The sequence below is a fragment of the Parabacteroides sp. CAG:2 genome (assembly GCF_000436315.1).
Taxonomy (GTDB): Bacteria; Bacteroidota; Bacteroidia; order Bacteroidales; family Tannerellaceae; genus Parabacteroides; species Parabacteroides distasonis.
On record NZ_FR885302.1, the window covers coordinates 5,314 to 20,571 of the forward strand.

Annotated in this window: 15 protein-coding genes; 11 read left to right on the forward strand and 4 right to left on the reverse strand. The window is 46.5% G+C overall.

The window, feature by feature from the left end; translation table 11 throughout:
- The first annotated feature begins 288 nt into the window (after positions 1-288).
- The 10 genes from QVP94_RS10755 to QVP94_RS10800 all read left to right on the forward strand — a co-directional run bounded on the left by QVP94_RS10755 (position 289) and on the right by QVP94_RS10800 (position 10,079).
- Positions 289-525: a hypothetical protein gene (locus QVP94_RS10755; protein WP_130882156.1), complete on the forward strand. Its 237-nt coding sequence runs from the start codon at positions 289-291 to the stop codon at positions 523-525.
- A gap of 66 nt (positions 526-591) precedes the next feature.
- Positions 592-2,106 (forward strand): DUF8468 domain-containing protein, encoded by a 1,515-nt coding sequence (locus QVP94_RS10760; RefSeq protein WP_022192587.1) that lies wholly within the window; start codon positions 592-594, stop codon positions 2,104-2,106.
- A gap of 57 nt (positions 2,107-2,163) precedes the next feature.
- The gene (locus QVP94_RS10765) at positions 2,164-2,577 is read left to right on the forward strand and encodes a hypothetical protein (RefSeq protein WP_022192588.1); all 414 of its coding nucleotides are present in this window, start codon (positions 2,164-2,166) and stop codon (positions 2,575-2,577) included.
- Positions 2,578-2,589: 12 nt separating this feature from the next.
- Entirely contained in the window at positions 2,590-6,261 is a 3,672-nt protein-coding gene (locus QVP94_RS10770) for a hypothetical protein (RefSeq protein WP_022192589.1), read from the forward strand.
- Positions 6,262-6,278: 17 nt separating this feature from the next.
- Entirely contained in the window at positions 6,279-6,668 is a 390-nt protein-coding gene (locus QVP94_RS10775) for a hypothetical protein (protein WP_011966234.1), read from the forward strand.
- A gap of 67 nt (positions 6,669-6,735) precedes the next feature.
- A complete protein-coding gene (locus tag QVP94_RS10780) occupies positions 6,736-7,083 on the forward strand; it encodes a hypothetical protein (protein ID WP_011966235.1) in 348 nt (115 codons plus the stop codon).
- Positions 7,084-7,099: 16 nt separating this feature from the next.
- On the forward strand, positions 7,100-7,507 hold the full coding sequence (locus tag QVP94_RS10785; RefSeq protein WP_022192590.1) for a hypothetical protein: 408 nt from the start codon (positions 7,100-7,102) through the stop codon (positions 7,505-7,507).
- A 97-nt stretch (positions 7,508-7,604) separates the two neighbouring features.
- The gene (gene rhuM / locus QVP94_RS10790) at positions 7,605-8,633 is read left to right on the forward strand and encodes a RhuM family protein (RefSeq protein WP_022192591.1); all 1,029 of its coding nucleotides are present in this window, start codon (positions 7,605-7,607) and stop codon (positions 8,631-8,633) included.
- Positions 8,634-8,748: 115 nt separating this feature from the next.
- Positions 8,749-9,237, forward strand: a complete 489-nt coding sequence (locus QVP94_RS10795) for a hypothetical protein (RefSeq protein WP_022192592.1) — start codon at positions 8,749-8,751, stop codon at positions 9,235-9,237.
- Positions 9,238-9,353: 116 nt separating this feature from the next.
- Positions 9,354-10,079 carry a hypothetical protein gene (locus QVP94_RS10800; RefSeq protein ID WP_022192593.1) on the forward strand — a complete coding sequence of 242 codons (726 nt, stop codon included), beginning with the start codon at positions 9,354-9,356 and terminating at the stop codon, positions 10,077-10,079.
- A 159-nt stretch (positions 10,080-10,238) separates the two neighbouring features.
- Here QVP94_RS10800 and QVP94_RS10805 read toward each other — a convergent pair whose 3' ends face one another.
- From QVP94_RS10805 to QVP94_RS10820, 4 genes are all read right to left on the reverse strand, one after another.
- Complete coding sequence (locus tag QVP94_RS10805; RefSeq protein WP_172606885.1) at positions 10,239-10,397, reverse strand: hypothetical protein; 159 nt, start codon at positions 10,395-10,397, stop codon at positions 10,239-10,241.
- A gap of 20 nt (positions 10,398-10,417) precedes the next feature.
- A complete protein-coding gene (locus tag QVP94_RS10810; protein WP_011966243.1) occupies positions 10,418-11,725 on the reverse strand; it encodes a tyrosine-type recombinase/integrase in 1,308 nt (435 codons plus the stop codon).
- 283 nt (positions 11,726-12,008) lie between these two features.
- A complete protein-coding gene (locus QVP94_RS10815; RefSeq protein ID WP_022192594.1) occupies positions 12,009-13,709 on the reverse strand; it encodes an alkaline phosphatase in 1,701 nt (566 codons plus the stop codon).
- Between the two features lie 43 nt (positions 13,710-13,752).
- Positions 13,753-14,931, reverse strand: coding sequence for a M24 family metallopeptidase (locus QVP94_RS10820; RefSeq protein WP_009017302.1), 1,179 nt, complete (start codon positions 14,929-14,931; stop codon positions 13,753-13,755).
- 135 nt (positions 14,932-15,066) lie between these two features.
- On the opposite strand from QVP94_RS10820, the gene QVP94_RS10825 reads away from it, so the two are divergent.
- Positions 15,067-15,207, forward strand: a complete 141-nt coding sequence (locus QVP94_RS10825; protein WP_005857316.1) for a hypothetical protein — start codon at positions 15,067-15,069, stop codon at positions 15,205-15,207.
- Positions 15,208-15,258 lie beyond the last annotated feature (51 nt).

The following is a 15,258-nucleotide window of genomic DNA, read 5'->3' on the forward strand; positions in this document are numbered from 1 at the left end:
GCCTCCGTGGTAACAATGCGGTCTCGAGCGCTAACGTGTACTGGTCGTCGCCCCTCTGCTATTTTGCAGAGGACGTAAGCCCCGTGCCCGTGCAGTACTAGCGTTCATTGTGTTCGGGTGTCCATCGTGTCCATTAGGGTGCGAAGCGCCCGAGCACCCAAGGCACGTAAGTGCCGCATCTTAGTTCTTTGACATGTTGTTTCCGTTCCTGTTTTATTTTTCCCGCCGTAAGGCGGTCGCACTTGAAAAATTAAATATTACATTTGTGCCGCCTATTGATTGGGCGGGTTGTCTTCTCTGACGTCCAGTTCCGGCCTTCGCTGTCCGTTCCGTCGTGGTAATGCGAACAACGGTGCTAATGCCGGCTTAGCGTACCTCAATGGTAACAATGCGGTCTCGAACGCTAACGTGAACTGGTCGTCGCCCCTAGGATACGCCGCTGATTTATTCAGTAAGAAAAAGTGGAGGAGAGACCCTGTCACTGGACAAAAAATCAAGGCTAAGGGTATAGTCCCGGTAGGTTGATAAACCGACGGCTCATGACCTGATGGCGATTGCAGACACTGGACACTAAAAGACACTTGGGACACCATGAGGAGAAAAGGTGACTTTTCCGGGGATATAGCCCGGAAAGAAAACTATTACAAGGCTTTTGATCATGCCAGCAAGAACAAGCATGGCAAAAAGGCCATAACAAAGTTCGAGGCGGACTTGGAAAAGAACCTTTCCGATCTCCTATACTCTTTTGAAAACGGGACGTTCGTAACCTCCCCGTATCGTTTCATGACCGTCCATGAGCCGAAAAAACGTCTTATCGGGATGCTCCCTTTTCCGGATCATGTCCAGCACTGGGCGATGCTCAATGAGGTGGAGGATTATTTTACGAGATCCTTCTCCGCGTATACCTACGGAGGGGTGAAAGGACGCGGTCCCCACGCCTACATGAGGATGATCCGGAAGGTCTTGAGAAAATATCCGGAACGTACCACCGACTATCTCCTGTGCGATATCCACCACTTCTATCCGACTGTCAATCACCCGGTACTGAAAAGCCAGCTCAGAACACGTATCAAGGATAATCATTTATTGCAAAGGTTTGATGAGATCATTGACAGCGTCGAGGGGGATACTGGTATGTTTCCCGGCACGAAGCTGGCGCAGTTCTTCTCGCTTGTCTATCTTTATCTTTTCGATCACGATTTGAAGCGGTGCTTCCATGTCGGGGAATGCCCGGCTTTGGTTGAGTACTACACGAAAAGGTATATCGAGGAAAGTATCGCAACGGCCAAAACAGAACATGATTATGAGGAGTTATCCAAAGGGATTCAATATCTCTCGGACAGGTTCAAGGGATATCTGAACCGTCTGGACTTCTGTTACCGTCTCGCCGATGATGTCTTGATACTGCATGAGGACACCGTATTTTTGCACCTTGTCATCGAGTGGATCGGTCTTTATTACGCTAACGAGCTTAGGATCGGTCTTAACCCGAGATGGAAGATCGGGCACGTGACGGACGGTGTCGATACGGGGGGATACGTGCATTTCCCGGATCACGTCCGTGTCCGGAAACGTAACAAGGTGGCTCTCTGCCGCCAGATAGCTAGATTGAGAAAGAAGGGTTTGCCGGACGAGGAGATAAGGAAGAGGGCCTCTTCCCGTATAGGCTTCATCCAACACGCTGATACGAGTAATCTATTAAATAAATTAGGAATGGAAACACCAAGGAAAAGACTGGGACAGGTGATAAGGAATAAAAAAAGTCCGTGGGAGGATCTCCCGGCCGACCGGAAAATGAGATTCGAGGATATACTTTATGATACCCGGATACCGGAGGATAAACGAGGGCTGGAGGATGATAAACTCATAGAGTTGATTGATTATAAAATCGAGGATAGCAAGATCGAGAAAAACGAGGACGGCACGCCAAAGAAGTGCCTCGCCATACGTTTCCGATGGAAAGGCGAGGAGCGTTACGCTTTCACCGGTTCCGCCGTCTTGATTGATCAGGCGCTCACGGACTTCTCTCACGAGGACTTGCCGGTGGATACCGTGATAAAGGTGCTCACCAACAAGTTCGGTAAGAAATTTTTCAGGTTCACTTGACCCGTTGGGATCGCTCTTGGCCGATCCTTCCGGGTCGGCTAAAAAACATTTAAATATATGGAGACAAGAGCGATTTACACGGAGAGAAAGACATTCGTAAAATACGATGACAACCATTACCTGCTATACCTGAACGAGGAGGTCTTGGAGAACCACGTTCCGGAGGGCCACGGGGGCGAACCGGAACCGGAGCCTTGCACAGCTTACGCCTATACCGGCACGTGCGAGGATGGCGGCACGCTGGTCGAGGCTACTTCCGCAAGTTATGACAGTCTCGTGTCCGGATTGATCCGGAGAGAGTATTCCGCCGATCGGGTAGAGGCGATAACGCTGAATAAATTGAGCTCGGATAATGAGAGAAAGGCCGAGTTTGAGGCCGAGTTCGCCTGTCTGGAACGTTACCGTAACGACTGCAAGGCGAGGGTACGTGCCTTGCTGGGTATGCCCGAAAGCGTCTCGAACACCCTTTAAATACCGTTCGAGATGCGTATCTATGATAAGACGGGCGAGGTATTGCTTGACATCCCGGTGGACGATGACAGCTATCGTTACCGGGCGATAGCGCAAGCGAAGAAGGTGGAGCTGCGTTACTCCCTAGTGGATCACGTGGAGCTGCCCACCGGGACGTATATCGAGTACCAGGGGGAAAGGTACACGCTGTGGTACCCTTCGGATTTCAAGAAGGAGGGCACGAGGGTATTCGACTATACCGTCACCTTCGGCGGCAACGAGGAGATCCTGAAAAAATATAAGTACAAGCTGTTGTCCGACAAGCCGTACAAGCTCAAGTTCGTCATGACGGCCACGCCGAGGATGTTCGTGGAGCTGCTGGTGGACAACCTCAATCTCTATGATTCCGGCTGGACGGTCGGCACGGTGATCGAGGCCCCGGAGAAACTGTTGTCGTTCAACCATGAGAAATGCTGGGCTGTATTGGGGCGTTTGGCCGAGGAGTTCGACACGGAGTTCGAGATCGTCGGAAAGACAGTTCACTTGCGCAAGGTGGAGTACTTCAAGGATGCCCCGGTCGCTCTCAGCTATGGCAAGGGAAACGGTTTCCTTCCGGGTGTAGGTCGTGCGAACCAAGGCGACAACCTCCCCGTGGAGATATTGTACGTGCAAGGCGGTGAGCGGAATATCGATTACTCGGCCTATGGCAGCCAGACCTTGCTGCTCCCCAAGTCGCAGGAGCTTTCCTATCAAGGCAGACGCTACAAGACCGACAAGGACGGGATGTATGTCACTCGCGCGGACAGGCCCCTTTCCTCTTATAATGAGGACAGCTACGACGCCAGCGATATATATCCATCCCGGGTCGGCACGGTGAGCGAGACCGACACGGAGTCGGGCGAGGACACGGACGGGAACGATGTCACGTTCTACAACTTCTATGACTCATCGGTTCCCGCCAACCTCAATTTCGAGGATTGCCTGATCGCCGGTCAGACCATGACGGTTATTTTCCAGACAGGCCGTCTGGCGGGCCGTGAGTTCGACGTAAAGTACATACATGACGGCCGTAAGTTCGAGATCATCTCGTCCGAGCAGGATGGCATGACGCTGCCGAACGCCTCCCTGTATCCGGAGGTCGGCGACAAGTACGCCATTTTCAACATATCCCTTCCCGCCGCCTACGTGTGCGACAACGCCACCAAGACCGGGGCGAGCTGGGACATGTTCCGGGAGGCGGTACGCTGCCTTTACGAGCGTGAGGAGCGGCAATTCACGTTCATCGGAGAGCTGGACGGCATATGGGCCAAGAAGAATTGGTTGGCGATCGGCGCCAAGCTGGTACCCGGCGGTTATGTCGATTTCAGCGACCCGCAATTCCAGCCGGACGGCATCCTGATCCGGATCACCGGGGTGAGGGATTACATCAACAGGCCCCACAGCCCGGAGCTTGAGCTATCCAATACGTCGGTAGGCGGTTTCCTGTCCGATGAGTTGGGCAAGCTGGAGAGCGAGGAGGTCGTTAATGACAAGAGGTATAAGGAGGCGTTACAGTTTACCAAGCGCCGTTACCGTGACGCTATCGAGGCGCAAGAGATGCTGGAAGTGGCCTTCGATAATTACTCCAAGGGCATAGACCCGATATGGGTACGTACCATGTCGCTCTTGGTGGGTGATGAGTCCCTGCAATTCCGTTTCGTCAACAGCAAGACCGCTCCTGTGACCGTCATGCCCGATTTCAGGTATGATGACAACACCGGGGTGTTTACCGCCCCGGCTTTGATCTTGCAGCACATGACGCTGGGCATCAGTGATATCAAGGAGTCCCATAAGCCTTCCGAATACCAGTATTGGGATATGGGGGCGTATACGAGTCCCTACTTGGGGGATTACGGGAAACTCTATCTCTATGCGAAGTGCGGCAAGAGCGGTGGGAAGGGGACGTTCGAGATGTCCGGGAGCCCTCATAAGTTCGAGGAGGATGGGTACTATTATTTCTTGACCGGTTTATTGGGCAGCCAGTTTGACGGGGCCCGTTCCTTCGTTACCGTGTACGGTTTCACGGAGATACTCCCCGGCCGGGTGACGGTGGATAGGATTGTCTCGACGGATGGTAATACCTATTTCATACTGAATAAGGGGGATGGCTCTGGCGAGTTTCATGGGCGTATGGTCTTTACCGCCGGTTCGGGGCTGAAAAACCTTGATGAGTGGCCGGAATTGGATCAGTCTATCAAGGAGGCCAAGAAATCCGTGGAGGACCTGAACTATTACGTGGACGGGGCGTTCAAGGATGGTATAGTCACGGAGACGGAGGCCGTAGCGATCGAGAAATACCTGAATACGGTCAATGTTTCCAAGGCCGAGGTCGAGGCCACTTATAAAAAATTATATGAGAATACCTATCTCTCCGGCCCGGCCAAGACCGGGCTTTTGAACGCGAAGGTGACATTGTTCGGGGCGATTGACAACCTATTGTCCTCCATCAATACCGCTATCGTTGACGGCAAGGCGACAGAGGCCGAGAAAAAAGACGTTGACGCCAAGTTCACGGCCTTCAATACCGCCATGTCCTCTTTTAACACAGCCGTAGAGGCCGCAAACAAGGCTATTCAAGATACGCTGAAAGGGTATTCAGATACAGCCATGAAAAAGGCACAGGACGCTCTTAGCGAGGCGGAAAATGCCAGTAACGCTGCCAATAACGCCCAAGGATCGGCTAACGATGCCCAGAGCATGGCCAATGACAAGGCGAAGGTGTTCTACCAATCCACGGCCCCGAGATCGGGAATGCGGAAGAACGATCTTTGGGTAGACGGCGTGAATATCTATCGCTATGATGGTGAAGGGTGGGTTTTCGCCTCCGAGTACGACTGCACGATTACCGAGATCAATGGCGGCCTCGTGTCCACGGGGGCGATAGCGTTCGGTAATACCGGGGGCATGGCCGCTAGCGGTACCGTAAGGATATGGTCCGGAGGGAACTCCGGGGCGAACGGGGAGCCTCCCGCTTCCCCGACATTCAAGGTGCTCAGTGACGGCAAGGTATATGGCAGCAACTCCATCATGTGCATGAACCGTAATTACGAGGTCTCATGCGGTTTCGCCAGTGACGGTAATAGCGGTGGCGATATCTCGAACCTTGATCCGGGATCTGTCCGTATATGGGTCGGCAGCACTTACGAGCGAAGGGATGAAGCCCCTTTCCGGGTCGGGCTAAGCGGTTTGGTGGCCGCTAGCGGGTTGATGCTCTCCAAGCGACATTATATGTATAACGGGGCGTTGGCCATCCACAACGACGGACAAGTCACGCTAAGATCGGTAGATACTGATAATGGTGGTAACCACCTGCGTAATGTCATAATGCAGACGTATCCGAATTACGTGAACTCGGTACTTGATCTGACCGATATATTAGACTCCGCTACGGCGATGAGTGTCCCGCCTATCTTGACATTGAGGTGTGGGCGTTCCGCTTATACCAATTATCCGAGGATATGGATTAATTGCGTGCATAAGGCTGGTTGGGGTTCCGCTTTCCGGGTCGAGTCCCGGTATTTTAATGACGATGGTGCCATGGAGAGAACTGTCATTAATGTCGGCTCCATGATGACACACGTGCAATTGGGGGCGTTAAGCTCTTCGCCCGAGCTATATCCTGTTTACTATGATAACAAAACAGGTTATTTATGTATGAAATACTAATAAAAAAAATAACAGATATGAAATTGACATTGAAAGACAGGGTATTAATACTCAATAACGTGCTGCCGATGTACGACAATCGCAAAAATATCGGCTTGAAAATATCTATCTCCGGCAAGGTCCAGCTATTGGATTCGGAGCGGAAGGAAGTGGTTATGACCCCTGTTGGTAACGGGGAATACGAGATCTCGTTCAAGACCGTGGACGCCATGACAGGGGTCAAGTCCTTTGATTTCACGGACGATGAGTTATGGTACCTGAAACAGCGGGTGGATTACCTTGATCGGCAGGGGATGTTCTCCGCCGAGACGATCGATTCTTATTCCAAGATACTCGACCAGCCTTTTTCCGGGGAGGAATACCAAGATAGATGGAATGAGCTAAAGGGAATAGATCCTATCGCTTAACGGGATATAAGCCTTTATCGGGGGCGGGCAAATAAAAGCCCCCGTATATATTAAAAGAAAACGAGTTATGGGAGTTGATTTGAATACGATATTGGCGATAATCGGTGCGATGGGCGGGATCGAGGGGATAAAATGGGGCATCCGTGCGTGGGCGAACCGTAAGACGAACGCCCGTATAGCGGACGCTCAAGCTGACGTGGAGGAGTTCAAGGCCCTGCGTGAGTATAACGAGTTCTTGCAAAAGCAGTTGTCTGAGAAGGAGGAACGGTTTGTTGAGCAGACCGGACGGCTCCGGCAGGTGCAGGACGAGCTTTTCACGTTGAAAGAGAGCTACTCGGACGTGAAGATAGAACTGGCTTTAAAGAGGTGTGAGAAAAAGAAATGCGGCGATCGTGAGCCGCAGAACGGTTATTAATGAGGGAGGATAAGGAATGAGAAATAACAATTTACCCCGGGGATTACGTAATAACAACCCCGGGAACATCAGAAGGAACAGCGATGTCTTCCAAGGAGAGAAGACAAGCTCAGACAAAGAGTTCAAGCAATTTAAATCGATGGCATACGGGTATAGGGCGATCTTCAAGATCCTGTCTAACTATTACCGGAACTATAAGCTGGATACGATCCGTAAGATGATCAGCCGCTGGGCCCCGGAAAACGAGAATAATACGAACGCTTACATTAAGGCCGTATCTGATTATGCCGGTATCCCTGCCGATGATCCGATCAACATCAACGATCGTGAGCAAATGATCCGGATTGTGGCCGGGATGAGCAAGGTGGAGAATGGGAGAGAGGCTGATATGTCGGATGTGATAACGGGGTGGAGCTTGTTATGATATCCGATGAATTAGGGTTTTAACAATGGGTTCTTTGACAGGATGGGATAGCCAATAACAAATAATTTTTACATTTGTGATGTGAAAGTTATATGTTATGGAAGAAAATAAAAACTTAGGTGAAATAGTCATCTTTAATACAGATAGTGGTGATGTGAAAGTGCAAATAGATGCCATTAACGAAACTATTTGGATGACTCAAAAAGGAATGTCCGAATTGTTTGATGTTAGTGTATCGACAATAAGCAGGCATATTAAAAATATCTTTGAAGATGGTGAGCTTGAAGAAAAAGTGGTTGTTGCAAAAAATGCAATAACCACTGAGCATGGAGCTATTGACGGGAAAACTCAAACGAAGGAAGTGACGTTCTACAATCTTGATATGGTCATAGCCGTCGGTTACAGAGTTAACAGTAAACGTGCGACCCAGTTTCGTATTTGGGCTACAAAAACACTTCGTGAATATTTGGTAAAAGGTTATGTTCTTGATGATAATAGATTCATAAAAGGCCAGTCGTTGACTTATTTCAAGGAACTGTTAGATCGAATTCGGTCGATACGTATATCCGAAAGAGTGTTTTACCAGCAAATCAAGGATATCTATATGTTAAGTATAGACTACGATAAAAATGACCAGACAACACTTGATTTCTTTGCGTCCGTACAAAACAAGCTTCTTTGGGCGGTAAGTGGAAAAACAGCAGCGGAATTGATTTATTATAGGGCGAACGCAAAGTTACCGATGATGGGACTTACCTCTACGGAGAAAGAAGGTATTGTTAAGTCTTCAGATATTAATATCGGTAAGAACTACTTAACGAAAGATGAGCTTGACAACTTGAAATTAATAGTCGAGCAATACCTATCTTTCGCAGAGGCCCAAGCTATCAACCATATACCGATGAGGATGAAAGATTGGGAAGACAACCTTAATATTATCTTAACGATGAACCGTAAGAGCATCTTGACTGATTTAGGTAAAATATCAAAAGAACTGGCTAAGAAAAAGGCAAAGAACGAGTATGCTTTATATAAAGAGGCTCAAAAGGAGCAAGAATATTTGAATAGTATAAAAGAATTGGATAAGGATTTAAGGAGTCTAAGAAAAAAGAACCCTCCTAAATAGCATATAACTTTACATTTTATTGGAGAGTTTGGCGGCTATCCCATCATCATGGTTTAGTCGCCTTTTTCGTATCCGGGCGGCATCCAAATACGGGTACAATCAAATTTTTATAATAATGAAACCTAGATGCATTGTATTAATAATGGTAGGTATCCTCTCCCTGTTTGGGTGTCGAACCAAGATTCAACCTGTCGCTATCGAGAATCGTATAGACTCGATCTACATAGATAAGTTGGTACCTTACCCAATGCCAGCCGATAGCGCCTCCATCCGTGCGTTGATGGAATGCGATGAGAACGGTAAGGTAGTCCTTCGTTGGCTGGACATGGCCAACACTAAGAACGTAGAGCTCATGTTCGCCTTGGATAGTCTCGGTAACGTGATTGCCAACATGAGAGTTCCTAGGGATACATTATTTCTGCCTTCGAAAGAGATCTACGTGGATCGTAAAGTGGAGGTTCCAGTCCTTGTGGAAAAAGAGCTATCCCGTTGGGAGAAAATAAAGATCGAGGTAGGAGGGTGGGCGATAGGCTTGTTATCCGGACTGGCCGTGATTGGTATCGGCTATGTAGTAAGATGGTTGTTACAAAAGAGAAGATCGTAGTTTGATATTGGTTTAGTGTTTTAGGTTTTCAGTCGTTCTGTCTGTAAAAATGGAGAGATTTTGTTAGGATTAAAATAATGATTACATTTGGGTATTAATATTAAACTATACTAATTATGGCAGAACAGATAAAATCTTCAAAGAGGTGTTATAATTGTGGTTGTGAGTTTACTGATGATAATAAGGAAACAGTAGAACATATACCAATGCAAGCGTTGTATGCTGGGTATTCTCCAGAATATAAAATTAATCGAATAACGGTTCCTGGATGTTATAAATGTAACCATGAATATGCAAAGATCGATCAAGAATTAAGAGATTTTATTGGTATAACAAATGATAATGATGAAGCACAATTAGAATTGACAGCTAAAGCTGTAAGGAACATTACTAGGGTAAAAGACTTTTGGAAAAGACTAATACCTTCGGATGGAGGATTAGGTATAGAGTTTAACCTTGATAGTTTAGCTGAAATTCATAAGAAACATTTTAAAGGACTTTTTTATAATAAGTATAAAAGCCCATTATCTAAAGATTATGAAATTCAAGTAATTGCGGATGGTGATGAAAAGGATTCTAAGTTGCTGTATTGGGTAAAGGTTTTTCATGAGCAATTTGAGATTGCGAATATTCCTTGGGCTGTCTCTGGACATCAAGATATTTTTCAATATAGACTTTCTACTTTAAGATGTGATAATGAAGGTGTATATAGAATTGTAGATGATATTCCAAATGGTTCAGATTGGATCATTTGTGAAATGCTATATCATAAAGAACGCTATGCTATGTGTTTGGCTGCAAAACAGAATTTTTACCACCTAAAAAATGACATAAGAAAATAACTATAAAAGAGAGGGGGAAGAAGCCCCCAGCCGTTAAGTAAAATCTCTAACCTTCCTACTAACGCAAACATGCGAGCAAATCGTATGGCCGGGGCTGAAAACCCTCTTCCATGGTTTACTCGCATTTTGCTTTTTAGGGAAAGTTAGAGGTTGTTCTTTTTACAACAGCAACCTCCCATCCTTCTTATCCATCACCGCATTGAAAACACTTTTATAGGTCTCATACAACTCCTTCCGGCTTTCCGGCCCCGGCCAGTCGGCGAAAGACTCTCCGGCGAAGAATTTCCAAGCGAAGATCCGTTTGGCTTTTTCGGACAACCCTAACAGGTCGACCTAATTTATTTTAGACTATCCCATTTGAATAAGGATAACAACTTCCTGTTGGCCTCCCAAAGTACACTGTAATCCCGTTCGATATACACACGAGCCAACTTCAATGTGGAATCGGTATGGTTAAGCATCTCATCTACCCTTGCAATATCAATGCCCGCTTTATTAGCGGCTAACGTTGCCATTGTATGCCGGGCATAATAATAATTCAGATCCGGAACTCCTATTATTTCTCCTATCTCATCTAGTCCTTTATTTATTGATTTATTGAAATTCTCTGAACTTCTATACCGCTTATGAAAAATAAAGACTTTCTCTCCAGATGGGTCGGAGTATTTCTCAAACAGTTTTTTTATTTCCGGTTCAATCCGGACTTTCATTTCTGCCTTATCTTCACGCCTAGTACGTGTCTTAGTCCTTTGATAGGAAATAATTCCGTTTTCGACGGTAGGAGCATTATAGAAATCGGCACTATTCATGCCCATCATCGCAAATGATAGGATAAAAATGTCTTTCGCTAAATTGAAAACAGGCTGACCTCCATTGCGAGCATTTTGTTTATACGGAAGATCTATTATTTGCTGTACTTGGTCTATAGACAATGTTCGATGCTCACTTTGGGGAACTGGTGCGATTTTGTATTTTGAGAACGGGGAAAATGGGATGCGTATGATTCCTCTATCCTCGTCGTTATATTCATTTTTAGCGAGGTTGTGTAATGTTTTGATTTGTGATGTGTAAAGGGATATGACCCGTTTGCCTTTAGGCTTATCAGTTGGTTTTGATCCACCATCGCGGCATCCTTTAAAAGAAGGTTCATTTTTTAGGAACTTCTCAAACGCTCTCATAAAAGATGCTGTAATGAGGTTTATGTCGAGCTCTTCTTTTCCGATGAACCTGACAAGCGCATTTATGGCTATCCGATAGTTCTTTGCCGTACCTAGTCTTCCGTCCTGCTCGAGATCATCCGCTATTTTTCGTCCATAGGAAATGAAATTCAGGCTGAAATTCTCTTCCTCTGTAGTCAAGTACTCCACAATTCGATCAACCTCCCAGTGCTCTGCTTCAACACCTGCGGATGTCAATTTTTTCTTAAATCCTAATATCATCTCTTCCATTAGGTCGATTACGGCTTGATTCTTGATCTTGATTTTTTCTTTTCCGTTGTCTTTCTTTTTTATAATATCTGAAACTGACACATTGTGGCTGGTCTTGATGTATTTGGACTTGCCTTTCTGTGTTATACGGATTTTTACGTTATATGTACCATCCTCTTTCCGTTGATGCGGGAGTACTAAAAATTTGAATGTAGCCATAATCGTGCACTGTAAAACATTTGTAAAAAAAATAGTACACAAAAGTACGTCAAAAAGATATTTTATATGTACGTGTTTGGATTATTTAATTAGTAGGATAATATGATATGTGTGGTTAATTGCTTGATTATTAATAAAATGTTAGTGCTTTGACCTCGAGGAAAGGCAGTGCATTAGCTAATAATTGAACAATAACTTTTACTTTTCATAGGTTGTGTATATTCTGTCTTATGTACGCGAATGTATAAAAAAAGCGGAGACCGAAGGGCCTCCGCTTTATATTTTATTTTAAGAAATCAACTAGACTTGCCGGAAGATAGAATGTGTTATTTTTATCGACATAAACGACGACAGAGTTTAACCGTATCTCATCTTGGCCTTTCTTCCCGGACTTCACGATGTTGGAGAACGGGGTGATCGTTAGCTGTTTTTTCTTATCTTTCTTGTTCTTAACGATCAAGGTTGGAGAACCTTTCTCGTCGGCGGCAGGGACGATCTCGCAAGTGTAATCCTCGAATACGTCCGTGTGGCGTGCGAAGTTCTTGTTTGTAAGATCTTCCAAGTTTTCGTGTGTCAATCCGAACAAATTGCATAAGTACTCATTCAGCTCGATGTTCGTATTCATACCTAGGGGTAAGGTTCCTTGCGGATGGTAAGCGGCTAGGAATACTTCCTCGCCCGTATGGCCGCCGGTCGTGAAACCGAAGCAAGTGCGGGAAGTGATGATATGCGCCATCAATCCGGTTAACGAGCCACTGTACATGGAGGAATTATCTTCCGGTTTGCGTTGGTCTTCCGGTATCGGGCTATTCTTATAATCCTTGCAATTGTTTAACGCGTTCATCTCTTCCGGAGTCAGCTCGAAGCCGGCGTAGGTGCGGAATACGTTTTGCACTTCTGAGTTAGGAACGCTGTTTACCTTGTTGGCGAAACCCTCGGCGGTCAATTTATACAGGGAGAATTGGTGGAACAATTGGTCTTTCGTCAATTTATCGTAACCTTTACAATCTCTTCTACCTAAGCTGATACCGCTGTTTCCGTGGTCGGGTACGATGACAACGGCAGTCTCGCCGTTATTGCGTGCGAACTCCAATGCGGCACCGCAGGCACGATCGAATGCCAAGAAATCGGTAGCCATACCTACCGGGTCATTGCCATGAGCGGCCCAGTCTACCTTACTGCCTTCTACCATTAAGAAGAAACCATTCGGGTTCTTGGATAATTTGTCGATCGCCTTACGAGTCATTTCCTCGATAGAAGGTTGCTCTTCCGGATTGCGGTCGATATCGTAAGCCATTTCCTTGTTGCCATATAAAGCCCACATCTTCTGATTATTATCGGCACGCATACCTTTCAAGTCATTTTTATAAACATTGTATCCGTTCGCCAATAGATAATCTTCCATATCCTTTGTAAGGATAGAAACTCCACCACCGATAACGACATCGATATCATTATGAACCATCTGCGGAGCGATCCAGTCGTATTTACCACGATTGTAGCTATGAGCGGAGCAGTCCGCCGGGGTAGCGTGCGGGAATTCGCAAGTGAAAACCAATCCCGTGGCTTTGCCCTGCAACATCTTTCCAGCCTCCAATACGGTGGTAAGCGGTTGGAAGGCACGGGCCGGGTCGGTCGGGTAGATATCGTTATCACCGTCGTTCTCCGGGTAAGTGGATACATAACCCGTACGGCTCGGCTGTCCGGTCATGTAGCATGATGTAGTAGGAGCGGAGTCGCCGATAGGGGCGTTAGAAGAATGCGTACGCACCGTTCCGCACAAATACGGGTCGATGTTCAATTTCGGTTTGCTGGGATCTTGGTACCATTGTAACCAACGGGCGATAGAGATAGTCGCCAATGAGGTTCCGTCCGGGATTAAGAGAATCACGTTCTTGACAGGCTTCACGTTCTCCTTTTCCACGGCATTGGCCGGCATAATGATAATAGCCAGCAAAAGTAGAAAAGCTAATGTTTTTTTCATGTGCTTTAATTTAATAATGTATAACAAATTCTTCTATTAAATCTTAATTTCCAAGTGGGATGATCTCCTCGTTGAACCGTGTCAACTTCTCCACGCCCGTCTCCGTTACAAGGAAACTGTTCTCGATACCCACGGCACCGACACCCGGGATCACGAATTTGGGCTCCAAGGCGAATACCATATTCGGTAAAAGCTCCTCTTTCGAGCGAGGGGTAAGCACAGGTAGCTCATTGATCTGTATACCGATGCCATGTCCTACGAATTTAGCCTGTTGCTCGGTTCCCATAAAGTTAGCCGAAAGACCTTCTTTCTTAGCGATATTCGCCGCTATATTATATAAATCCGAACAAGCGGTTCCCGGGCGGGTAGCGTTTTCCACCTCCTGTTGTATCGTAAGGGCCACTTGATGCGCCCGATATGCTTCCTCCGTCAGGCGGCCTACGGAGAAGACACGGGTCATGTCCGTCATATAAGCCGTATAATTGCCGGCCATATCCACCATGATAGCGGTACCTTCTTTTAATAAAGTACCGTTAGCGCCTAGCGGACAAGAAGCGTCTATGCCGCCTCCGCCCAAAGCGAAATCAAAAGGGGATGGGGTCTCGGCGTTTTCCCCGGCGAGAATACTACCCATATAGATATCCATATTGGCTCCGAAAGCACGGAAAAGACCGATCGAGCCGTTCTTGCGCATACGTTTCTCGATCTCGTACTGAAACTCCAAGTCTGTCATACCGGGACGGAAGCATTCCGGGATCTCGCTATAAGTAGCCTCGTGCTTGCGGGCGGCGATACGGAATTGCCCGATCTCCCAAGGGGTTTTTACCCGGCGAAGGTTTCGCATGAAAGCGGTGGCGTTACCGGCCTCCTCCGGTTGGAATACCTTTTGTAAACGGATATATTCATTATAAGTTAACTCATCTGCCTCTAATAAGAGTCTTTTCGGCATCTTAATTCCTCGTTCCGCAAATAAGGGTGGGATGTCTTCCGGCTTACGGATGTATTCCACTTGATGTCCTGAAAGCCCGTTCGGTCGCTTGATCAAGAACCACGGCTCACCGTCTACCGGCAAATAAAAATAACCACTATAGATTTGTCCTGTCGTATAATAAAGATTTACATCTACGGTAAGCAAACAGGCATCCATACCCATTTTTGCCATACCATCTCTCATCCGATCCCATTTTATCTTTAGGTCGTTCTTCAATTCTTCTGAAATCATCTTCCTTTGTATTACTTTTATTTTGTACCGGGCATCAAAGGTAACAAGAATTTACGAGATTTAAGTGGATTTGAGGTGAATAAAGTATTACAAACGCATATATGCGAATATACGGTTGAATAGGGAAATCTTCTTATGAATAAAGATAATCGTATCTGTATCTATTCCTTGATTCTCGTCGTGAATCCTATAAACCACGGCGTGGTCTTTACAGATCATGGCGTGGTTTACAAAGACCACGCCGTGGTTTGTAGAATAGAAGTAGATCCGATATAGAATATATAAGTATTCAGCTGGTTATTCTTGCGGAACAAATAGGGTATTCGA